This is a genomic window from Halomarina ordinaria (assembly GCF_030553305.1).
In the GTDB taxonomy this organism is placed as follows: domain Archaea; phylum Halobacteriota; class Halobacteria; order Halobacteriales; family Haloarculaceae; genus Halomarina; species Halomarina ordinaria.
In genome coordinates, this window is the sequence record NZ_JARRAH010000001.1 from 121,553 (window position 1) to 143,086 (window position 21,534).

At 69.0% G+C, this 21,534-nt stretch carries 21 protein-coding genes; 10 read left to right on the forward strand and 11 right to left on the reverse strand.

The features are described 5' to 3' along the window. The first annotated feature begins 44 nt into the window (after positions 1-44). The 3 genes from P1Y20_RS00645 (at position 45) to P1Y20_RS00655 (ending at position 4,296) form a co-directional block, all read left to right on the forward strand. On the forward strand, positions 45-1,796 hold the full coding sequence (locus P1Y20_RS00645; RefSeq protein WP_304446719.1) for an Nramp family divalent metal transporter: 1,752 nt from the start codon (positions 45-47) through the stop codon (positions 1,794-1,796). A 416-nt stretch (positions 1,797-2,212) separates the two neighbouring features. After that, positions 2,213-2,812, forward strand: a complete 600-nt coding sequence (locus tag P1Y20_RS00650; protein ID WP_304446720.1) for a TetR/AcrR family transcriptional regulator — start codon at positions 2,213-2,215, stop codon at positions 2,810-2,812. Beyond that, positions 2,809-4,296: an MATE family efflux transporter gene (locus P1Y20_RS00655; protein ID WP_304446721.1), complete on the forward strand. Its 1,488-nt coding sequence runs from the start codon at positions 2,809-2,811 to the stop codon at positions 4,294-4,296. The genes P1Y20_RS00650 and P1Y20_RS00655 overlap by 4 nt, the downstream gene beginning before the upstream one ends. 6 nt (positions 4,297-4,302) lie before the next feature. Here P1Y20_RS00655 and P1Y20_RS00660 read toward each other — a convergent pair whose 3' ends face one another. From P1Y20_RS00660 to P1Y20_RS00690, 7 genes are all read right to left on the reverse strand, one after another. Then, complete coding sequence (locus tag P1Y20_RS00660) at positions 4,303-5,430, reverse strand: hypothetical protein (RefSeq protein WP_304446722.1); 1,128 nt, start codon at positions 5,428-5,430, stop codon at positions 4,303-4,305. A gap of 402 nt (positions 5,431-5,832) precedes the next feature. Further along, on the reverse strand, positions 5,833-9,033 hold the full coding sequence (carB, locus tag P1Y20_RS00665) for a carbamoyl-phosphate synthase large subunit (protein ID WP_304446723.1): 3,201 nt from the start codon (positions 9,031-9,033) through the stop codon (positions 5,833-5,835). Between the two features lie 194 nt (positions 9,034-9,227). After that, positions 9,228-9,758, reverse strand: a complete 531-nt coding sequence (locus P1Y20_RS00670; RefSeq protein WP_304446724.1) for a DUF5815 family protein — start codon at positions 9,756-9,758, stop codon at positions 9,228-9,230. A gap of 50 nt (positions 9,759-9,808) precedes the next feature. After that, complete coding sequence (locus P1Y20_RS00675; protein WP_304446725.1) at positions 9,809-10,027, reverse strand: hypothetical protein; 219 nt, start codon at positions 10,025-10,027, stop codon at positions 9,809-9,811. Positions 10,028-10,070: 43 nt separating this feature from the next. Then, the gene (locus P1Y20_RS00680) at positions 10,071-10,937 is read right to left on the reverse strand and encodes a DUF7847 domain-containing protein (RefSeq protein WP_304446726.1); all 867 of its coding nucleotides are present in this window, start codon (positions 10,935-10,937) and stop codon (positions 10,071-10,073) included. A gap of 49 nt (positions 10,938-10,986) precedes the next feature. Beyond that, the gene (locus P1Y20_RS00685) at positions 10,987-11,400 is read right to left on the reverse strand and encodes a DUF7124 domain-containing protein (protein WP_304446727.1); all 414 of its coding nucleotides are present in this window, start codon (positions 11,398-11,400) and stop codon (positions 10,987-10,989) included. A 98-nt stretch (positions 11,401-11,498) separates the two neighbouring features. Then, complete coding sequence (locus P1Y20_RS00690) at positions 11,499-12,758, reverse strand: NAD(P)/FAD-dependent oxidoreductase (protein WP_304446728.1); 1,260 nt, start codon at positions 12,756-12,758, stop codon at positions 11,499-11,501. A gap of 130 nt (positions 12,759-12,888) precedes the next feature. Between P1Y20_RS00690 and P1Y20_RS00695 the strand changes: the two genes are divergently transcribed. Then, the gene (locus tag P1Y20_RS00695; protein ID WP_304446729.1) at positions 12,889-13,506 is read left to right on the forward strand and encodes a DUF6149 family protein; all 618 of its coding nucleotides are present in this window, start codon (positions 12,889-12,891) and stop codon (positions 13,504-13,506) included. 153 nt (positions 13,507-13,659) lie between these two features. On the opposite strand, the gene P1Y20_RS00700 is transcribed toward P1Y20_RS00695, so the two are convergent. Both P1Y20_RS00700 and P1Y20_RS00705 read right to left on the reverse strand, forming a co-directional pair. Beyond that, positions 13,660-13,833, reverse strand: a complete 174-nt coding sequence (locus tag P1Y20_RS00700) for a hypothetical protein (protein WP_304446730.1) — start codon at positions 13,831-13,833, stop codon at positions 13,660-13,662. A gap of 41 nt (positions 13,834-13,874) precedes the next feature. Beyond that, positions 13,875-14,777 (reverse strand): acetamidase/formamidase family protein, encoded by a 903-nt coding sequence (locus tag P1Y20_RS00705; protein WP_304446731.1) that lies wholly within the window; start codon positions 14,775-14,777, stop codon positions 13,875-13,877. A gap of 88 nt (positions 14,778-14,865) precedes the next feature. Here P1Y20_RS00705 and P1Y20_RS00710 point away from each other — a divergent pair, with 88 nt between their 5' ends. The 5 genes from P1Y20_RS00710 to P1Y20_RS00730 all read left to right on the forward strand — a co-directional run bounded on the left by P1Y20_RS00710 (position 14,866) and on the right by P1Y20_RS00730 (position 19,261). Further along, positions 14,866-15,744, forward strand: coding sequence for a homoserine kinase (locus tag P1Y20_RS00710; RefSeq protein ID WP_304446732.1), 879 nt, complete (start codon positions 14,866-14,868; stop codon positions 15,742-15,744). A 91-nt stretch (positions 15,745-15,835) separates the two neighbouring features. Next, the gene (locus tag P1Y20_RS00715) at positions 15,836-16,258 is read left to right on the forward strand and encodes an SCP2 sterol-binding domain-containing protein (RefSeq protein WP_304446733.1); all 423 of its coding nucleotides are present in this window, start codon (positions 15,836-15,838) and stop codon (positions 16,256-16,258) included. 158 nt (positions 16,259-16,416) lie between these two features. Continuing rightward, positions 16,417-17,469, forward strand: a complete 1,053-nt coding sequence (locus P1Y20_RS00720) for a glycosyltransferase family 4 protein (RefSeq protein ID WP_304446734.1) — start codon at positions 16,417-16,419, stop codon at positions 17,467-17,469. A 70-nt stretch (positions 17,470-17,539) separates the two neighbouring features. After that, positions 17,540-18,694: a Gfo/Idh/MocA family protein gene (locus P1Y20_RS00725; RefSeq protein ID WP_304446735.1), complete on the forward strand. Its 1,155-nt coding sequence runs from the start codon at positions 17,540-17,542 to the stop codon at positions 18,692-18,694. Positions 18,695-18,814: 120 nt separating this feature from the next. Next, complete coding sequence (locus tag P1Y20_RS00730; protein WP_304446736.1) at positions 18,815-19,261, forward strand: helix-turn-helix transcriptional regulator; 447 nt, start codon at positions 18,815-18,817, stop codon at positions 19,259-19,261. A 99-nt stretch (positions 19,262-19,360) separates the two neighbouring features. Here P1Y20_RS00730 and P1Y20_RS00735 read toward each other — a convergent pair whose 3' ends face one another. After that, a complete protein-coding gene (locus P1Y20_RS00735) occupies positions 19,361-19,801 on the reverse strand; it encodes a universal stress protein (RefSeq protein ID WP_304446737.1) in 441 nt (146 codons plus the stop codon). Between the two features lie 39 nt (positions 19,802-19,840). Then, a complete protein-coding gene (gene pdxS, locus P1Y20_RS00740; RefSeq protein WP_304446738.1) occupies positions 19,841-20,749 on the reverse strand; it encodes a pyridoxal 5'-phosphate synthase lyase subunit PdxS in 909 nt (302 codons plus the stop codon). A 94-nt stretch (positions 20,750-20,843) separates the two neighbouring features. Here pdxS and P1Y20_RS00745 point away from each other — a divergent pair, with 94 nt between their 5' ends. Beyond that, positions 20,844-21,533: a DUF1405 domain-containing protein gene (locus P1Y20_RS00745; protein WP_304446739.1), complete on the forward strand. Its 690-nt coding sequence runs from the start codon at positions 20,844-20,846 to the stop codon at positions 21,531-21,533. Position 21,534 lies beyond the last annotated feature (1 nt).

Sequence of the window (21,534 nt, forward strand, 5' to 3'; positions counted from 1 at the left end):
CCCGACGCTGTCGCGCGCGATTACGGCGGACGGACTGACGAGCGATGGAGAGGGAGAACACGCCCCCGGACGACGCGGAGCCCCACGCCGAGGAGTCCGAACTCCACGCCGACGAGGAGGCGGCGGCGGAGTACCGCGGGTCGGTGTACATCCCCGTCGCCTACGACAACCTGGAGACCGCTCCCGAGGACGAGACGGCGCCGGAGACGGGCGACGGCGGGCGCTTTCGACTGCTGGACCTCCCGAAGGTCCCCCGGGTGAGTCACCTCGTCGGGCCGAGCGCCATCATGCTCGGGGCCTCCCTCGGCAGCGGCGAGACGCTGTTCTGGCCGCTGCTCGTCGCCCAGAACGGCTGGGCGCTCTACTGGGCGTTCTTCGTCGGCGTGCTGACGCAGTTCGTCGTCAACACGGAGGTCCAGCGCTGGACGCTCGCGACGGGTGAGAGCGTCTTTCGCGCCTTCGGCCGGGTCGACTCGCGCTGGCCGTGGGTCTTCCTCCTCGCCGGGTTCGTGAGTCTGGGCTGGCCCGGGTGGGCCGCGAGCGCGGCGAGCATCGGCGCCGCCGGTCTCGGTCTCGGGAGCTACCGGCTCCCCGGTCTCGGCCTCTCGCTGGTCGGCTGGCGGGCGTTCGGCGTCGTCCTGATGGTGTTCGTCTGGCTCACCTACCAGCTCACGCCGCTGGTGTACAACGTCGTCGAGCGGTTACAGCTGGTGCTCGTCGTGCTGGCACTCGCCGCGGCGCTGGGGGTGTTCGCCGTCGTCGCGCCGGTGGCCGAACTCGCGAACGTCCCGCGTGGTGCGCTCAGCGTCGGGACGCTCCCGCCCGACCGTGACGTCGCGGTCTTCCTCGGTGGCCTCGCGTACGCCGGCGCGGGGGGCTACCTCAACCTCTCACAGAGCCTCTGGGTGCGCGAGAAGGGCTACGGGATGGGGCGCTACCAGGGTCGAGTACAGAACCCGCTCATCGGCGACGACCCCGAACCGGTCCAGCGCGACGGCTTCTTCTTCCGGGGGACCCGCCAGAACTTCCGGCGCTGGCGCGCCTGGTGGCGTGTCGCCCAGCTCGAACACTTCCTGACGTTCGTCGTCGGCCTCCTGGTCGGTGCGACGGCGCTCATGGCCGTCGCGCGCGCGCTCGCTCCCGGTACGCGCGCGAGCGCGGTGGACATGTGGCTGCTCGAGGTCGTCCCCGCGCTCGGACCCCTGGGACGGGTGCTCCTCTACGTCGCGCTCTTCCTCGCGCTGTTCACCACCGAGTTCGCCATCGTCGAGTCGTTCGTCCGCAACAGCGCGGACATCGTCTACGAAGGGTACGGGCGGGCGGCCGGGTGGAGCCTCTCGCGGGTGTTCTGGGTGTTGCTGACCGTCTTCACCGGCTGGGGGGTGTTCATCCTCGTCCTGCCCGTCCCCATCGAGGACCCCTTCAGCCTCCTCGTCGTCGGCGGGGCGATGTCGGGGATGATGATGTGGCCCTACATCGTCCTCACGCTGCTCGTCAACACCGTCCGTCTCCCGGAACCGGTTCAACCGGGGTGGGCCCGACTCGTCGTGATGTGGTGGGCGGCCGCCTTCTTCGGCTACTTCACCGTCCTCCTGGTCGACCAGACGCTGTCGACGCTCGGGGTCGACGCGTTCCACACCAGCGCCACCGTCGTCGGCAGCGCGCCCGGCGGCTACCTCCTCTGGGTGACGTTCGCGCTCGTCCAGGTGTACGCCGTCGGCAGGACCGCACTCGCCAAACGTCGCGCCACCGACACTGTCGAGGGGAGCGAGGCGGCGCGCGGGCCTTTCTCCTGACCCACCGCCGATTGCCGCTTCCCATACGTTGATGTTAGACTGGTCGACGGTATCAGGTGTCCGGTAGGAAGGAGACCACGACAGTGGAGTTTCACACGCCGGGCACTCGATTTCGTGTGCGACCGCTCCGCGTCCCGCGGCACACCCAGACCGAGACCGCCCGTCTCCGACGACGGTCCGTTCGCCGCAGGAGGGTTCCACCCTGCGGAGCGTTCTCGAACCACCGCGGAGCGACCGCCCACTCACTGTCGTGACCTTCGCCGACGACTGATTCTCGAAGGCCGCTACACGCCGCCTGACACCGTGTGACGGGTCATCAGGGGACTGCACGTCAGTGGAACAGAACGTACTTAACTGACCGGCCAGTCAGTACTAGTAACTGACTGGCCAGTCAGCTCGGCTGGCTCCTTTCACCTATGACCGACGAAACGATAGACGAGATAATGAGCGCGACCTACTGCGCGCTCTGCAAGCACGGTTACGCGTCCCTGCGGATGCAGGACATCGCGGACGAATCGACCAAGAGCAAGGCGACGCTCCACTACTACTACGACAGCAAACACGACCTCCTCTGTTCGTTCCTCGAGTACCTCTACGAGTCGTTCGACGAGGCCATCGAGGAACCGACGGGGGACGACCCCGCCGAGGAGCTGGTCGCGCTGGTCGAGTTCATGCTGACGCCGCGCGACGAGGACACCCACCAGGAGTTCCAGACCGCCATCCTCGAGATCAAGGCGCAGGGTCCCTACGACGAGACGTTCCGGGAACACCTCACGCGCTTCGACCGGCGCATCCACGACCGGTTCGAGGCGGTCGTGGAGGCCGGGGTCGAGCGCGGCGTCTTCCGCTCCGACGTCGACCCCGACGCCACCGCCGACTTCTTCGTCACGGTCATCAACGGCGCCCGGAGTCGCTACGTCGCCGTCGAGTACCCCTTCGAGAACACCCGGCGGTCGCTGCTCGGGTACGTCGAATCGTCGCTGCTCGCGGACGGTGCGGGGGTCGTCGTGGAGTGAGCATCCGCGACCACCTCCGAGCGATCTTCGACGGGCGCGAGGAACTCGACCTCACCTCGGGGAGCATCGCGAGACCGTTGCTCTACCTCTCGGTCCCGATCGTCATCACCAACCTGCTCCAGACGGCGTACAACCTCGCGGACACCTTCTGGCTCGGACAGTACAGCACGAACGCCCTGGCGGCCATCACGTTCGCGTTCCCGATGGTGTTCCTGCTCATCGCGCTCGCGCTCGGCCTCTCGGTGGCCGGGAGCGTCCTCGTCGCCCAGCACACCGGCGCCGGCGAGGACCGGAAGGCCGAGTACGCCGCCTCCCAGACCATCGGGTTCACCGTCGTCGTCTCGCTCGTTCTCGGCGGTATCGGCTTCTTCCTCGTCGAGGACTTCCTGCGCGTCCTCGGCGCCGCTCCCGAGGTCGTCCCCCTCGCCACGCGCTACATGCAGGTGTACTGTTACGGCCTGCTCTCGGTGTTCGGCTTCGCCGTCTTCATCTCGCTGATGCGCGGCTACGGCGACACCGTGACGCCGATGCTCGTCATGTTCGGGTCGGTCGTCCTCAACATCGCGCTCGACCCGATTCTCATCTTCGGGTTCGAGAACAACCCCCTGTTCGGCTACCTCGGTCTCAGAGGCCTGGAGTCGACGCTGTTCGCCCTCACCGGCTACGCCGGGTCGGGTATCGCCGGGGCCTCCATCGCGACGGTGTTCTCGCGGTCGCTCGCGTTCCTCGTCGGCCTCGCCATCCTCTTTCAGGGGACCCGGGGGGTGCGGATTCGCGTCCGCGACCTGGTCCCCGAACGCCGGTACGCCCGCCGCCTCGTCGACATCGGCCTGCCCGCTTCCATCGAGGGGACCGGCCGCGCGCTGTCGGTGAACCTCCTGCTGTTCATCATCGCGGCGTTCCCCACCACCGTCGTCGCCGCCTACGGCATCGGGACCCGCGTGTTCTCGGTCATCTTCCTCCCGGCCATCGCGTTCTCGCAGGGCGTCGAGACGATGACCGGACAGAACATCGGGGCGAAGGAACCCGACCGCGCCGCGCGCGCGAACGACTACGGAGCGAAGGTGATGCTCGTGACGCTCACGGCGCTCGGCGTCCTCATCTTCCTCGGTGCCGGCCCCATCTCGGCGGTGTTCACCGACGACCCGGCCGTCGTGGACGCGAGCGCCGAGTTCCTGCGCGTGGTCGCCCCCACCTTCGGCTTCATCGGTGTCATGCGCTCGTACAGCGGCGGGTTCCGTGGCGCCGGCAAGACGCTCATCGCTGCCGGCGTCTCCATAGCGATGCTCGCCGGCATCCGCCTCCCCCTCGCGTGGGTGGCGACCGGGTGGCTCGGCGAGTTCGGCCTGTGGGTCGCGTTCGCCGTCTCGAACGTCGCCGGCGGCCTCCTCGCCTATCTCTGGTTCCGGCGCGGGACGTGGCGCGACGTGGACCTCACCTCGCGCAGTCCCGGTCCCCGCGCCGACCCGGCCGGCGACGACTGACCCGGGTCAGGCCGTCGCGTTGTCGTCGTCGGTCCCGTTCTCGTCGTCGGTCCCGTTGAGCAGGTCCGCGGTCTCGTTGACGAGTTCCGCCACGACACCGCCGTCGGTCTCGTTCTCCCCGCCGTCGCTTCCGTTCTCGGTCTCGTTCGTGGTTCCCGCGTCACTCCCGCCCCCCGAACCCGACGTGTTCTCCCCGGTATCGGTCGATTCCTCCGTGTCGTCCGACTCTCCGCCGGCACCGTCCTCGGTTCCGTTCTGGTCGACGGACCCGTTACTGCCCGTTGATCCCTGCGTCTCGTTCGACTCGTCGGTGCCCCCGTCGTCGGAACCGTTGTTGTCCGTTGACCCGTCGGAACCGTCACCGCCTGTTGATCCCTGCGTCTCGTTCGACCCGTCGTCAGTCTCGTTTCCGTCACCGCCCGTTGATCCCTGCGTCTCGTTCGTCGACCCCTCGTCCGTGTCGTCACCGCCGTCGGTTTCGTTCCCGTCACCGTCCGACCCGTCATCGCCGTCGTCGGTTTCGTTCCCGTCGTCAGTGCCGTCGTCGTCGGTGTCGTTGTCGTCTCCGGCGTCGTCACCGTCGTCGGTGTCCCCATCGTCGGCACCTCCGTCGTCAGAGTCGGCGTCGTCGTCCGACCCGTCGGTGTCGTCGCCGTCGTCTCCATCGTCACCGGCACCGTCGTCGGTATCTCCGCCGTCGTCACCTGCATCACCGTCGTTGCCACCGCTGTCGCCGCTGTCGCCGCTCCCCGCCCCGTCGTCACCGTTACCCGACTCGTCCGCTCCGTCACCGCCGTCGTCGGCCGCGTCGCTCCCGGCCTGGTCGTCGCTCGCACCGTCGGCGGTGTCGTTCGACGCGGTTTCGTTCCCGTCGGTCAGCCCGAAGTCGGAGTCGTTGGTGTCGTTGGTCGCGTTGTCGGCGGGTCCGGCGCCGCCGAACAGCGACGGGACGACCCACAGCCCGATGGCTGCGAGGCCGAGCAGGAGGACGATGACACCCCCCGCGACGACGGCGATGCCGCCGATGTTCTCCAGTATCGTCGTGTCCTCGGAACCGCTGCCGCCGCCCCGCGACGACCCGCGCGACGGGCGTGAGGTACGCGCCGGCCGTCGGCGCGACCTATCGGAATCCATGGTATACTTTTCGTCGGCTGATAGATAACAGTTCTTGCCATTTCCGTGCCACTTCGCGTGGGAGTCTCTCGCAGCATCGTCCGAGCGGCGCGGTTCGTCGCCACGCTGGGACGGTCGGGTCGTCCTGTTCCTCGCGAAAACGCCCGCTGCGCGGCTCGTCGCGTGTTCTGTTTCCCTGCAACTGGACGACGCGAGTCCCGAGGACGGGACGGGTGTTGTCTCTACACGGTGGAGTTGAACCCGTCTCGGAGTGACGATAGGCGTCCGTTCGCCGACGACCTGTCAGCCGCCGGACGAGCGACCGCCGAGCGCACCGCCGTCGGGGCGACGAACCGAGCGTCATGGACGACGGTTCGGTCACTCGGTCGGTCGTGTCCTTTCGCGTCGAAGGGCGCGGCGTCCCTACTCCGACTTCGGTTCGCCCCACTGCTCGCGGCGCGTCGGGCGCTCGGAGACGGCGAGCACGTCGAGCGGGTCGTCACGAGCGCGAATCGCGTCGAGCGCCGCCTCGGCGCTCGCCTCCGTCGAGAAGTAGGTGACGTCCTCCTCGACACAGACCTCCAGGGTGGGCCGCTCGCGCGAGACGACGAGGTCGATAGCCCCCTCGCGGAGCAGGTCGCGGCGGGTCTCGACGTCGTCCGCCTCCGCGATGTCGAAGAACTCCTCGAACCCGTTGACGGGGAGGTCGACGAGTGCCGTCCCCTCCGTTGGGACCGGTTTGCCGGTCGCGTCCTGGGCCTTTCCGTAGGCCTTGCCGAACGACCGCGCGGTGCCCATCACCTCGCCGGTGGACTTCATCTCGGGGCCGAGGCGCGGGTCCGAACCGGGGAGGCGGTCGAACGGCAGGACGACCTCCTTGACGCTCATGTGCTCGGGCACCCGCTCGGTCGCGTCGAGGTCGGCGAGCGACGCGCCGGCCATCACCTTCGCCGCGAGTTTGCCGATGGGGACGCCCGTCGCCTTCGAGACGAACGGGACCGTCCGGGAGGCCCGCGGGTTCGCCTCCAGGACGTACACCTCCTCGTCCTTGACGGCCAGCTGGACGTTCAGCAGGCCGACGGTGTCGAGCGCGCGGGCGATCTTCTCGGTCACCTCGCGCACCTCGCGGTTCACCTCGCGCCCGAGCGAGCGCGGCGGGATGGTGCAGGCGGAGTCACCGGAGTGGACGCCCGCACTCTCGACGTGCTCCATGATGCCGCCGATGAGGACGTCCTCGCCGTCGCTGACGGCGTCGACGTCGAGTTCGACCGCCCCGTCGAGGAACTCGTCGACGAGGATGGGCTTCTCGGGACTGACCCGGACCGCCTCCTCGATGTACGTCGTGAGTTCCTCGTCGTCGTAGACGACGTCCATCGCGCGCCCGCCGAGGACGTAGGAGGGGCGCACGAGCACGGGGTAGCCGATGTCGTGGGCGAGCGTGAGCGCCTCCGACTCGCTGGTGGCGGTCCCGCCGCGGGGCTGGCGCACGCCCATCTCGCCCATCAGGCGGTTGAACCGGTCGCGGTCCTCCGCGAGGTCCATCGCGTCGACGCTCGTTCCCAGCACCGAGCAGTCGAGGCCGCGGCGCTCCAGTTCGTCCTCCAGCGGTTCGCCGATGTTGACGCTCGTCTGTCCCCCGAACTGGACCATCACGCCGTCGGCACCGGTCGCCTCGACCACGTCGGCCACCTCCTCGGCCGTGATGGGTTCGAAGAAGAGGCCGTCGGAGGTGTCGTAGTCCGTCGAGACGGTCTCGGGGTTGTTGTTCACGACGTGGGCGTCGATGCCCATCTCGCGGAGCGCGCGCACCGCGTGGACGGCGCAGTAGTCGAACTCGACGCCCTGACCGATGCGGATGGGGCCGCCGCCGACCACGACGACGCTCTCGACGTCGCGGTCGACGCGCAGTTCGCCCGCCGCGGCGTCACCCTCGTAGGGACCGCTGAAGAACTCCGGCTGGCGCGAGGAGTAGTAGTACGGCGTCTGGGCCGCGAACTCGCCGGCGCAGGTGTCGACCTGTTTGTAGGTACGGCCGGGCACCTGCGTCTCGACAGCCCCCACGTCGCTGCCCGTCGCGGTGGCGATCTCGGCGTTCGTGTGGCCCGCCGTCGCGGCGGCGGTGAAGTCGCCCGCCTCGGCGGCGGCGACGGAGTCGGTGACGCGCTTGAACCGCTCGACGTACCACGTGTAGATGCCGGTCAGGTCGACGACGTCCTCGACGGTGTAGCCGCGCTCGAACGCCTCGAACATCGCGTAGGGGCGGTCCGGCGTCGGCGTCGTCAGGTAGTCGGCCTCCAGCGTCTCGTCGTCCACCTCGGCCCAGTCGACGCTCGGGTCGTACTCGGTCGACCGGAGCGCCTTCAGCAGCGACTCCTCGAACGTGCGACCGATGGCCATCGCCTCCCCGGTGGACTTCATGGCCGTCCCGAGTTCGAAGTCCACGTCGCCGAACTTGTCCTTCGGCCAGCGCGGCACCTTCGTCACGACGTAGTCGATGGCCGGTTCGAAGGCGGCCGTCGTCTCGCCGGTGATCTCGTTCTCTATCTCGTGGAGGCGCTTGCCGAGGGCGACCTTCGCCGTCACGCGGGCGATGGGGTAGCCCGTCGCCTTCGAGGCGAGCGCGGAGGAGCGCGACACGCGGGGGTTCACCTCCACCACCCGGTACTCGCCGCCGGGCGTCCCGTCGTCGCGCCAGGCGAACTGGATGTTACAGCCGCCCTGGATGCCCAGTTCGCGGATGACGTCGAGCGCCGCGGTGCGCATCTCCTGGTGGCCGTCGTCGGGGATGACCTGCGAGGGGGTCACGACCATCGACTCGCCCGTGTGGATACCCATCGGGTCGAGGTTCTCCATGTTGCAGATGATGATGCAGGAGTCGTCGGCGTCGCGCATCACCTCGTACTCCAGTTCGACCCACCCCGCGATGGACTCCGTGATGAGCACCTCGCTGTTGCGCGAGAGGCGCAGGCCCTTCCGGACGCGCTCGTACAGTTCCTCGATGTCCTCGACGACGCCCGACCCGCTCCCGCCGAGCGTGTAGGTGGTCCGCGAGATGACCGGCAGGCCGCCGACCGCCTCGACCGCGTCGTCGACCCGGTCGCGCAGCGCGTCCTCGTCGAGGTTCGTCACCGACTCGCCCTCGTCGAGCGTGATGGTCGTCGAGCGGGGGACCGGCTGGCCGATGTCCTCCATGCGCTTGCGAAAGAGGTCGCGGTCCTCCGTCGCGTAGATGGTGTCGAGCGGCGTCCCCATTATCTCGACGTCGTACTCCTCCAGAATGCCCTGTTCCGCGAGTTCGGCGGTGACGTTCAGCCCCGTCTGTCCGCCCAGCCCCGCGATGACGCCGTCGGGGCGCTCCTTCCGGATGATCTCCGCGATGGCCTCGGGGGTGATGGGTTCGATGTACACCTTGTCGGCCATCTCCGGGTCCGTCATGATGGTCGCGGGGTTGGAGTTGACGAGGACGACTCGGGCGCCCTCCTCCTCGAGGGCTCGACACGCCTGCGCGCCGGAGTAGTCGAATTCGGCCGCCTGGCCTATCTGAATCGGCCCGCTGCCGATGAGCAGGATCGTCCGTTCGTCGGATGCCGACTCGGCATCGCGCGAGGTCTCCTCGTCGCTCATTACCCTGCTGGAATCGTCACATCGTAATAAGTCCGGCGAATAGCTACGAATAACGAAATCGGATTACGAATTTCGGAACGCGCGAGGGCAGCGTGCCGAACTCGCCGTCCGTCCACTCCATCGGACGAGGTACGACGGATACCGCACGAACGGTCGGAGAAGGCGTCGAGCGTACAGAAGCCGAGGAGAGAGGTTCACGCCGGGCGGTCGAACTCGTCGTCGAAGTCGCGCTGGGCACGGTACTGCTCGACGAACGCCCCCACGTCGAACTCGAGCATCTGCCGTTCGAACTCGGTCATCGCGCTCTCGTCGCTCGCGTGGCTCACGGCGTGTTCCATCAGTTCGACCAGCAACTCGACGACCACCTCGTGGAGGCGCCGCGAGTCGAAGTCCGTCACCCAGACGAGCGCGAAGCCGACGTGGCCGTCCTCGCTCGTGTCCTCGCTGGCGACGGCCTCGGGGAACTCCTCCAGAACCATCCCCATGACGTGGACGGTGTCGAACGACTCGCCGGTCGTGGTGCCCACCGTCTCGCGCAACACGGCGACGAGGTCCTCGGGGACCCAGCGGCTGAGCGGGTGCATGTCCATCACGACGGCGTGGGTCCCGCCGCAGGGACACGCGAACTCCCGCATCCCCATGTCGAGGTCGTGGACGCTGACGGAGCGACCGCAGGGGAGCGACAGCTCGCCACCTCGGCCACCCGGCACGCGGGGTTCAGACATGGCCGACCGTTACGGCGTCTCGCTGTTAAGTATCGCGTTTGCCGGACGGCTCAGTCCTCGTCGTCTTCTTGTTCGTCGTCCCCTTCTTCGTCTTCTTCGTCTTCCTCCCCATCATCTTCCTCGACCGCAATCGACACCTCCACCTCGATGGTGAGGCCGTCGACCTCCAGCTCAGCCTCCGCGCTCCGGGTCTCGCCGACCTCTATCTCCAGTTCCTGCTCGTCCACTTCGACGTCGACTTCGACGTCGACGTTCGTCCGGTCTGCCATGGCAGGTGATACGTCTGCCGCCGAGTAAGGCGTTGCGCTCGTCTCACCAGGCCGGGTCGTTCCACTCGTCGGCGTCGTCCAGCCGTTCGGCGGACGCCGGGGTGCGTTTGGCCGCGACGAGTTGGCGGTAGGCGTCGGCCGCGACGGCGCTCGCGAAGACGGCGACGGCGGCGGTGACCACCGAGTTCACGACGAGACCGGCGACGCCGGGGATGACGCCCGTGACGAGTCCGAGAACTTGGTTGAACAGCACGCCGACGATGAACAGCACGAGCGCCAGGACGAACAGCTGGAGTCGGTCGCCCTTCGCCAGCGACCAGCTCCCGAGCAGCGCGTCGACGAAGTTCTCGTCCTCGACGGCGATCTCCTGGCGAACGAAGAAGAAACTCATCGCGAGGAACGACGCGAGGATGGGACCGCCCACGAAGAGTCCGACGAGGCCGACGAGGAAGCCGACGCCGACGACGACGCCGACGACGATGGCGGCGACGATGCTGTTGACGAGCGCGAGCGGGAGGTTGCGGGTGGGTTCGTACAGCCCCTCCGTTTCGTCGCTGACGAACGTCCGGTCGGCGACGATGCGGACCGCCTCGGTGAGGAGGAGCGCGAGGAGCCCGAGTGCCACCGCGACGCCGTACGGTATCGGCACCAGCGGTTCGGCGTCCTCCGTCTCGGCGGAGATGCCCTCGTACTGCTCGGCGAGTTCGGGGTCGCCCTGCTGCTGGGCGGTCTCGACGAGCGTCCGTTCGAACTGTTCGACGAACTGGGGGAGCAACTCGGCGACCACGGCCGACGTCGCCAGTCCACTGACGACGCTCAGTAGCGCGAACAGTCCGAGGAGGAGGAGTCCGTTCCGGTTCGTGGCGCGACTCACGCCCGCCGAGAGGGCCGCACCGATATCGAGGACCATACGCGAGAGTCGCTCGCGCCGACGGATAAATATTCAGGTGTTTCGACCGTTACGGCCAGTCGTCGCGCTCCTCGCCGCTCGCCGTCGTCGGCGGGTCGGGGTCGCCGAGCGTCCACCCGGCGGCCTCGGCGGCCGCCTCCAGCGGGAGGAACTCCCAGTCGACCTCCTCGGCCAGCGCCTCGTCGGCCTCGTCGGTGCCGACGAAGACGTGCCGGTCGGTGTCGAACTGGCGTTTCACGTTCTCCAGGCTCTCTCTCTTCCCTCGCGGGCCGGAGAAGAAGTCCTGACGGATGCGGTTCTTCCGGGTGAAGTTCGTCACCACGTAGGTCGGTTTCTCGCTGACGACGCCGAGGTACTTCGTCCACGTCCGCGCGTCGGTGAACACCGCCTCGGGGTCGGCGAATCGCTTCAGCGCGTCCAGTTCGAAGGCCAACGTCATGTCCGAAGAGCCACCGCCGTTCATGTCTCGACGTTACCCGCCGGCCGCAAAATCACTTCGGTCGTCGGTCGTGAACCGTCGCCTCGCCGACCGGCCGACCGGTCGGGTCCCGACTCGCGCCCTCAGCTCGAGGCTTCCGGCGCCTCGAACTTCTCGAGGTCGATGGTCTCCTCCAGCAGGAGCTCTTTGCTCTCGCTCACGTCGACGCGGTCGCGTGCGAGTTTCTTCAGCTTCGACTGCGGCGCGAGGTCGCCGATGAGGACGCCGCCGACGACCTTGCCGTCCTTGATGGCGACGCGGCGCCACTCGGTGTCGGAGTACTTGCGCTCGACGCTGTCGTCGCCGATGGTCGGGTGGCCGAACGAGAGGAAGGGGAAGTCGAAGTGGGTGATGGAGTACGAGGAGACCCACTCGAAGGTGGCCTCCTCGGCGTCGCCACCTTGGTCGTGGACCATGTTCGCGCCCGCGATGGAGCCCTGCTCCTTGGCGCTGCCCCACGCGCCGTTCTGCGCCATCTCCTCGATGAGTACGTCGTAGAAGTACGTCAGGTCGCCCGCCGCGTAGACGTCGTCGACGTTCGTCCGCATCTGTTCGTCGACGACGATGGAGCCGTTGTCGGTGCGCTCGATGCCGCTGTCCTGCAGGTACTCGGTGTTGTAGTTCAGACCGATGGCGACACCGACGAAGTCGGCGTCGAAGTGCTCGCCGTTGGGGTCGACGACGCCGGTGACGCGGCCGTCGTCGACCTCGAAGTGGTCGACGCCGCTGCCGAAGACGGGCGTGACGTCGTTCTCGCGGAGCGCCTCGTGGATGATTTCGGCGCCCTCCTCGCTCAGCGCGTAGCGCCACCAGGCGTTGCCGCGCATGAGGTAGTTCGCGTGCACGTCCTGCGCGCCGCAGATGGCCGCGAGGTCGATACCGAGCAGGCCCGCGCCGATGACCGCGCCCGTCTCGGCGCGCTCGGCGTGGTCCTTGATGGCGCGGGCGTCCTCGAACGTCCAGAAGTGGTGGACGCCGTCGGCGTCGCTGCCGGGGACGGGCAGTTGCGTCGGCGTCCCGCCCGTGGCGATGAGCAGCGTGTCGTAGTCGACGACGTCGCCGCGGTGAGTGTGAATCTCGTGGGCGTCGGTGTCGACCTCGGTGACGTGGGTGTTGAGTTGCAGGTCGATGTCCCGTTCGGTATACCACGACTCGTCGTGGATGGAGATGGGGCCGGCGGGCATCTTGCCCTTCGCGAACTCTTTGATGAGGATACGATTGTAGAGTGCCTCCCCCTCGTCGGTGATGACGGTTACGTCGGCCTCGGGGTCCGACTCGCGGATGGTCTCCGCGGCGGAACTCCCCGCGATTCCGTCACCGATAATGACATGCGACGTACTCATGCGCCCCGGTTAGTCTGCCCCCTTAATGTGGGTTGCTATCTGCCGGATTCTCGCGCCCGAAACCGTCACACTCGGCCACCACGGCCGCCTCGCCCAACATTCATGCCCGGTGCGTCCCTACGGAAACGCGATGAAGATACGTCAGAACCCGCGCCACTGGGCCGCGAAGAAGGCGCTGACGACGCCGGGGGTCAGCACCGTCGCCAACTACGGGCTGGTGAAACTCCACACCCGCATCTTCCTCGGGAAGGCCGACGAGGCGCGCCGCGAGGAGCGCCGTGACCACCTCGACGGGTTCTTCGACGCCACGATGGACGCCTACGTGGCCGCGCTCTCCGCGGGCTACTCGGAGGCCGAGGCCCGCGAGATAACCCACCTCCAGGCCAACTTCGACTTCTTCAACCACGGCTGGACGGAGATGATGGAGATTCCGGCCGAGGAGTTCGAGGAGCACTACCGGCGGTACGACGCGTTCTTCAAGCGCCACGGGGTGACCATCGACGACCCGCTCGGCGAGTTCCACCCCGCCGGCGGCGTCCCCGAGGCGCCCGCCACCCACGAGAAACTCGACGAGGCGACCTACGAGAACGCCGTCGAGGGCTTCTCCGACGACGTGTACGTCGAGGACGAGACGGGCGCGCTGAACGTCGGCGGTGGCGAGGAACCCGAGGACGTGAGCCTCGGCGACGCCCCCGGCGTCCGCGACGCCGACGCCGACGCCGACGAGGACGAGGCGAACGCCGACTGACTACCCTTCGAGGACGCGGTCCGCACACTCGTCGCCGGCCCGCACCGCCCCGTCGAGCGACCGTTCGGGGTACTGCGCCCGACTCGCCATGGTCGCCGTAGGCGTCGAACCGGGGGCACCCCCCACGGACCCCGACGCCGAGGGTGAGCAGGCCTAGGCCGAGCTCGTCCGGTGGCTCAGGTGCGGGTAGGCGAGGAGTTCCCACGGGGCGTCGAGCGGGTGGACGGCCCCGTCGACGTAGTGGGCGTTCTCGCCGACACGCCACTCGATGCACTCGCCGACACGCCACTCGATGCACTCGCCGAGGCCGCCGACGATACCGGTCATGGCCGGGGTTCTCGACCCGCCGGTACGTGCCCCTCCGTCGCTCAGGCCAGCGGGTTCTCGAGAGCCGCCTTCGGGACGGCGCAGCGAACGGTCTTCAGCGGGTCGACCACCTGACTGATTTCGAGGTCGGCGACGAGACTCGAGAGCACGTAGGCGTCCGTGAACGACGTGTTGTGTTCGCGAGCGAGTGCCTCGCACGCGTCGCGGACGGCGAGTTCGCAGGCGGTCTCGAGGTCCTCGGCGCTGGCGAGGAACGTCCAGGCCTCGGTCGTCTCGACCAGCGGACGCGCGAGCGGTGCGTCGGCCACCACGTCGAGGGTGAGGTCTATCTCGGTCGCCACCTCCGCGCCGGTGCCGCAGTGTTCCCCGTCGGCCATCGCGGCCTTGCAGTCGCCCATCGCGAGCAGCCCGCCGGGCTGGAAGACGGGGAAGTAGACCGTCGCGCCCGCACGGATAACGGTCGTGTCGAGGTTCCCGCCGTGGTCGTGGGGGACGAGCGTCGAGTACTCCTCCTCGGCGGTAGCGACCCCGATGGTCCCGATGCAGGGGTCGAGGGGAATCGTAGTATCGCCGACGCGCAGTTCGCCGTCCTCGATGGGGGTGACGCGCGTGAAGGGGGCCTCGACGTCGGGGTCGTCCTGCAGGAGGCCGAAGCCGGGGATGGTGACGGCCCGGGCGCGGTCCTCCGCCAGGCGGACCTCCTCGATGGCGACCGAGAGGGCGTCACCCCTCGCCGCACCCTCGACGCCGATGGGACCGGTCGCGGCGTTCACCTCCTCGGGGACGCTCTCGATGCGGTCCTCGTCGCGCTGTACCTCGCCTTCGAGGCTGTCGCGCGTCTCGACGGTGAGGGCGTCGCCGGGCGCGACGGTGACGGCCGGTTCGAGGTCGGGCGAGAAGGCGTAGACGACGGAGTCGTCGTCGACGGTGCGTCGCTGTGGCATGGCCGAGGTGACGGGGTGCGCCGGCTTAGAACCCCGCGTCGTCGTCCACTCCGCTAGGTTTTTCCGTTCCGTATCGAAACCGACTGGCATGCTGACCGTCCGGGCCCCCGCGACGAGCGCCAACCTCGGCAGTGGCTTCGACGTCTTCGGCGTGGCGCTCGACCGCCCGGCGGACATCGTCCGCGTCGAGAAGGCCGAGCGGACGACCATCGAGGTGACCGGCGTCGGGGCGCGCTACATCCCCGAGGACCCCGAGCGCAACACCGTCGGCGCCGTCGCCGAGGCGCTCGACGCCCCCGCCCACATCCGCATCGACAAGGGCGTCCGCCCCGCCTCGGGGCTGGGGTCGTCGGCCGCGAGCGCGGCCGCCGCCGCCGTCGCCCTCAACGAACTGTACGACCGGGGCCACACCCGCGAGGAACTCGTCCCGGTCGCCGCCGAGGGCGAGGCCGTCGTCTCCGGCGACGCCCACGCCGACAACGTCGCGCCCGCCATCCTCGGGGGGTTCACCGTCGTCACCGACGACGGCGTCACGTCCGTCGACGCGGACCTCCCGCTGGTGGCCTGTCTCCCCGACATCGTCGTCTCGACGCGCGACGCACGGGGGGTCGTCCCCGAGCGCGTCTCGATGACCGACCTCGTGGCGACGGTGGGGAACGCCGCGACGCTCGTCGCCGGGATGGCGCGCAACGACGCCCGACTGGTCGGGCGAGGGATGGACGACCCGGTCGTGACGCCCGCCCGCGCGGCCCTCATCGACGGCTACGACGCGGTGTGCGAGGCGGCCCGCGAGGCGGGCGCTCACGGCGTCACCATCAGCGGGGCCGGCCCCGCCGTCCTCGCGGTCTGTCGCCCCGGCGGGCGTCGCGACGTCGCCACCGCGATGGTCGACGCCTTCGAGGCGACCGGCACCGAGGCCGTCGCCTACCTCTCGCGGGTGGGCGAGGGGTCAACGGTGTATCGCTGACGGCGGTGGCGGTCCCGCCCCCTCGGCGGGTCAACGTTTATCCGGTACCTGTTCGTTGAGTGGGACGTCGCGCGGGCGACGGACGAGACACATGGCTCACGAGTTCCCAAGCGAGGCGTGGATTCGGGCGTGGCAGGCGGCCGTCAACGAGGACGACCGCTACGGTGAACTGAGCGAGGGGTGGGGCGTCGGGTTCGACGGCGATATGGTGTTCCACCTCCGGGCCGACGACCGCCTGCCGACCGACCGGTACTTCTTCGTCGGCCTCGAGGACGGCGAGGCGTACGGCTGTCGCGAGGTGGACTCCCCCGACGCGGTCGACCACGGGTTCGTCCTGCGTGGGCGCTACGCCGACTGGGTCGCCATGACGCGCGGCGACCTCGGCGCCATCGAGGGGCTGATGGACGGGCGACTGGAACTCGACGGCGACCTCCAGCGCGTCCTCGCGTACAGCGCGGCGGCGACGCGACTGGTCGATCTGGCGGCGACCGTCGACACCGAGTACGTCTACTGAGTCGTGGCGCCCGCCGCGAACCCGCCCTCGCGGTCGAAAACCGAGACACGCTACCGGGGAGCGCCGACGTCGCCAGCGATAAAAACTTATTATCCGGGCTAATCCAGCCACACACGAGAGTGTCGGGGGAGAAGACTCCGGAGCAGCAGTTGGTGCTGATGTACCCGGATTACAGCGGGAGCAACTCCTACCAGCGACAGCTCCGCGACGGACTGTCGGAGTGCGGCTACGACGTCAGACTCAGCCAGTGTGACCGACCGTTCCCGCTGCTCGAGGCGGTCCGCGAGAACGGGCGCCCGGACGTCTTTCACATCCACTGGCTCCACCGCTACTTCGTCACCGAGCGGGCGCCGCTGACGGCGGTACTGGGGCTGCGGCTCCTCGTCGAACTGCTCGTGCTCAAGTCGCTCGGCGTCCGGACGGTCTGGACGGTCCACAACCTCGCGGACCACGAGCGTCGCTCGCCGCGGCTGGAGGCCGCGGTACGGAACCTGGCGGCACGCCTCTGTGACCGACTCGTCGTCCACTGCGAGAGCGCGCGCGACCTCATCGCCACGGAGTACCATCTCCCCCAGCGCGTCGTCGACCGTATCGACGTCGTCCCCCACGGCCACTACATCGACAGCTACGAGAACGAGGTCGACCGCGAGACGGCCCGCGAGCGACTCGGCTTCGACGACGAGCGGGTGTTCCTCTACTTCGGGCTCATCCGCCCGTACAAGAACGTGGTCGAACTCATCGAGACGTTCGCCGCCGTCGAGGACGCGGACGCCCGGTTGCTCGTCGTCGGCAGCCCCTGGAACGACACCATCCGCGAGGAGATACTCGGCCTCGCGGCGCGCGACGAGCGCGTCCGGCCGGTCCTCGAGTTCGTCCCCGACGAGGACATCCAGGTGTACATGAACGCGGCCGACGTCACCGTCTTCCCCTTCGAGGAGGTGCTCACCTCCGGCACCGCGCTGCTGGCGATGTCGTTCGGTCGGCCGGTCGTCGCCCCGCGACGCGGGTGCGTCGCCGAACTCGTCGACGACGAGGGTGGGTTCGCCTACGACCCGTCGGCCCCGAACGCCCTGCGCGACGCGCTCCGGACGGCCGCCGCCGCCGACCTGGCGGGGATGGGAGCGTACAACTACGAGAAGGTGCGCCAGTTCGACTGGGACTCCATCGCGCGCAAGACCGCCCTCGTCTATCGCCGCGCGGGCACCGAGTGAGGGGCTAGTCCGAACCTACCGCCGGTAGTCACGTCATAGTGATAGCGGCGGGGAGGCTGCTCTGGAACGAATGGGATATCGTGTTGCGATAATCGGAACCGGGGCGAACCCGGAGAAGAAGGGGCGAACCGGCTACGCGATGGCCTACCGCCACGCGCCGGGCTACCAGCGACTCGACGACTGCGAGGTCGTCGCCTGTGCCGACATCGTCCGCGAGAACGCGGAGGCCTTCGCCGAACGCTTCGACATCGACGCCGGCAACGTCTTCGAGGACTACGAGGAGATGCTCCGCGTCGCCGACCCCGACATCGTGAGCGTCTGCGTCCCGCCCGCCATCCACGCCGACATCGTCGTCGGCTGCGCCGAGAGCGGCGTCCCACAGGCCATCCACTGCGAGAAGCCCATGGCGACGACCTGGGGCGACTGCAAGCGCATGGTCGACGCCTGCGACGCCAACGACGTCCAGCTCACTATCGACAACCAGCGGCGCTTCGGCGAGCCGTTCCGCAAGGCGAAAGAACTCCTCGACGACGGCACCGTCGGCGACCTGGAGCGCATCGAGTGGGCCGAGGACAACCTCTTCGACGCCGGCGTCCACGAGTTCGACCTCTGTCGGTACTACACCGACGACGCCGAGGCCGAGTGGCTGCTCGCGGGCATCGACTTCCGCGAGGAGAACGTCTGGTTCGGCGCGCACAACGAGAACCACGGCTTCGCCCAGTGGCGCTACGAGAACGGCGTCTACGGCCTCGCCGCCACCGGTGACGGCATGGGCTTCGTCGGCTGCTACCTCCGACTGGTCGGGACGGACGGCGTCATCGAACTCGGCGTCGAGGACGGTCCCGCCCTGCGCTACCGCGTCGACGGGAAGAACTGGAAGACCGTCTCGACGGCCGACGACATCCACTCGCCGAACTACGGCACGGTCCGCGCCGGCGTGATGATGGTCTCCGAGCGGCTGCCCGGGTTCTCCTCGCGTCGCTTCGCCAAGCCCAGTTTCTACGAGCGCGCCATCGAGGAGGTCGTCGAGGCGCTGCGCGAGGGTCGCGAACCGGAGATATCGGGCGCCAACGCCCTCGCCGGGACGGAACTCGCCTTCGCCGCCTGGGAGTCCTCGCGCCGCCGGGGGCGTGTCGACCTCCCGCTGGACATCGAGGACAACCCGCTGGCCGACCTCATCGAGGGGAACGAGGACGAGGGGGAAGCGCAGTCGGCCGACCAGTAGGTCGTCGGACCCCGGTTCGTCCCGGCCGGCAGCCGTGCGTGCGACCCTCGGCCGTGGTGGGCACTCCCGAAGCGCCTCGAAGTACGAGGGCCTAACTACCCCCTCGCCGTAGGTGGCTCCATGTCTTCCGCCGACTCCCCCCCGAGAGGGACCTCTCGCGAGTCGTTCTCCTCGTTGAGCGCCGAGACCGACCGACGCCGTGCCCAGCTCGAAGCCGCGATGGAGGAGCGACGTTTCCGTCTGCTCGAAGCCATCGTCGGCCACCCGCGGGGCGCCCCCTCGAAGGCCGAACTGCGCTGGACCTCCGAGCTGAACCCCGCGACGCTCTACCGGCAGCTCTCGCGACTGGAGGAGGTCGGTCTCGTCGAGCGCGGCGAACTCGCCCCCGGCGAGCGCCACGAGGGCCTGCCCTACGTCTTCTACCGCCCGACCGAGGACGGCCGACGACTGGTCGAGTCGACGCCCGTGTTCGCCGCCGTCGAGACGCTGGAGGAGCGCTACACCGCGCTAGAGAAACCCGCCGACGTCAGAGAGGCCGAGCGCGCGCCCCGGCCGTTCGACGCGTAGGACGGGAACTCCGGCGCGCAAATCGCACCGTCCCCTCGAACTCCACTCTCGTTCGCTCGCCCTCGGTGCGCACGTCGCGACCGACCTGCGACACCGGGGTCAGTCCGCTTCCGTCTCCCCATCGACGACGACGACCGGGACCGACGCCTCCCGGAGGACCGCCGTCGTCGCGCTCCCGAGCAGGGCCGTCTTGAACGCGGAGCGGCCCGTCGCGCCCAGCACGACGAGGTCCGCGCCCCGGTCGTCGATGGCGGCGAGGATGCGCTCGTGGGGGACGCCCTCCGTCACCTGCACCGTGACGGGGACGCCGCGCTCCTCGGCGGCCGCGCGTACCTCGGCGAGGGCGTCCTCCGCTTCCGACCGGAGGTTCTCGCGGACGACCTCGGGGTCGACGATGGCGTTGTCGTAGGCGGTGCGCGTCTCGACGACGGCGACGGCGTGGAGGTCGGCGCCGACCTGGGCGGCGAGCGACACGGCGTGCGCGACGGCTCGCCGGGCGCTCTCGCTGCCGTCCGTGGCGACGAGGACTCGCTCGTACATGGGTAGAAACGGGGCGCGGTAGAGATAACTCGGCCGGGTTCAGACGCCGCGGCCCTGGAGTTTCTCCTCCTCGGGCATCGTCTCGTTGGGCTGACCCTTCATCCCCCGGCCGATGCCGGTGGCGATGTCCGCGAGCGTCTCGGGGTCGTCCCAGTTGTTGACGGCCTCGACGATGGCCTCGCCCATCGAGGCGGGGTCCTCGGCGCCGAAGATGCCGGACCCGACGAAGATGCCGTCACAGCCCAGCCGCATCATGAGGGCGGCGTCGGCGGGCGTGGCGATGCCGCCGGCGGCGAAGTTGACGACGGGCAGGCGGCCCATCTCGCTCGTCTCGTGGACGAGGTCGGCGGGCGCCTCGTGGGTCCGGGCCCACTCCTGGCGCTCCTCGTAGTTCATGCCCGAGAGCGTGCGGATGGCGCGCTGGATGGCGCGCTGGTGCTTGACGGCCTGGTTGACGTCGCCCGTGCCGGCCTCGCCCTTCGTGCGGATCATGGCCGCGCCCTCGTCGATACGCCGGAGCGCCTCGGGGAGGTTGCGCGCGCCGCAGACGAACGGGGCGGTGAACTCGCGCTTGTCGATGTGGTACTCGTCGTCGGCGGTCGTGAGCACCTCCGACTCGTCGAGCATGTCGGCGCCCGTCGCTTCGAGTATCTGCGCCTCGGTGGTGTGGCCGATGCGGCACTTGCCCATGACGGGGATGGACACCTCGTCGATTATCTGGCGGAGGGCGCCGGGGTCGGCCATGCGCGCGACGCCGCCGCGCTTGCGGATGTCGGCGGGCACGGCTTCGAGAGACATGACGGCCACCGCCCCCGCGTCCTCGGCGATGCGCGCCTGCTCGCGCGTCACCACGTCCATGATGACACCCCCCTTCTGCATCTTCGCGAACCCGCGCTTTACGAGGTCCGTGCCGCGCTTCAGTTCCTCAAGGTTCGTCGCGTCGCTCATGGGTGACGGTGAGGACGGAACGCACTTAACGCGTGCCCTTCGGTCGCTCGCGCCGACCGGCAGCGTTTTTCTCCCGTCGTCCACAGACCCGTGCATGTCGCTCCCCGAGCGAGAAGCGCTCCCCCGCTACGTCGCCCCCCTCCCGGCGTGGGTCGAGGACCTCGGCCTCCGACTCGCCTGGCTCGTCGTCGCCATCAACCTCGTCGGGACCGCCTTCGGCTTCTGGTACTACGGGCCGCAGTTCTCGCTCACGCCCGCCGTGATGTGGCCGTTCGTCCCCGACAGCCCGCTGGCGACGCTGTTCATCGCCTGCTCCATCGGCGCGTGGAAACTCGGCCGCCCCAACGAGGCGCTGAACGCGCTCGCGTTCTTCGGCTGCATCAAACTCGGCCTCTGGACGCCCTACGCGCTGGTCGCGTTCTTCCCCGAGTGGGGGTACGTCGCCTGGGACCCGATGTTCCAGTTCCTGTTCTGGAGCCACCTCGCGATGGTACTCCAGGCGTTCGTCGTCCACCGCTACGCTGACTTCCCCGTGTGGGCCGTCGCCGTCGCCACCCTCTGGTACACCGTCGACCTCGTCGTGGACTACTTTTACCCGGTCGTCGGCGACCCCCACCACACCCTCATTCCCGTGGCCGACGCGGCACCGTGGGCGGGGGTCACCGCCCTCCAGATAGCCGCGCTCGGTGCCGTCCTATTCACCGTCCTCCCCCTGTTCCTCGCGCTCTCGACGCGCGTCGAGAAACTCCAACTGCGCCTCGGCGGCCGACTGGGACGGGAGTGAT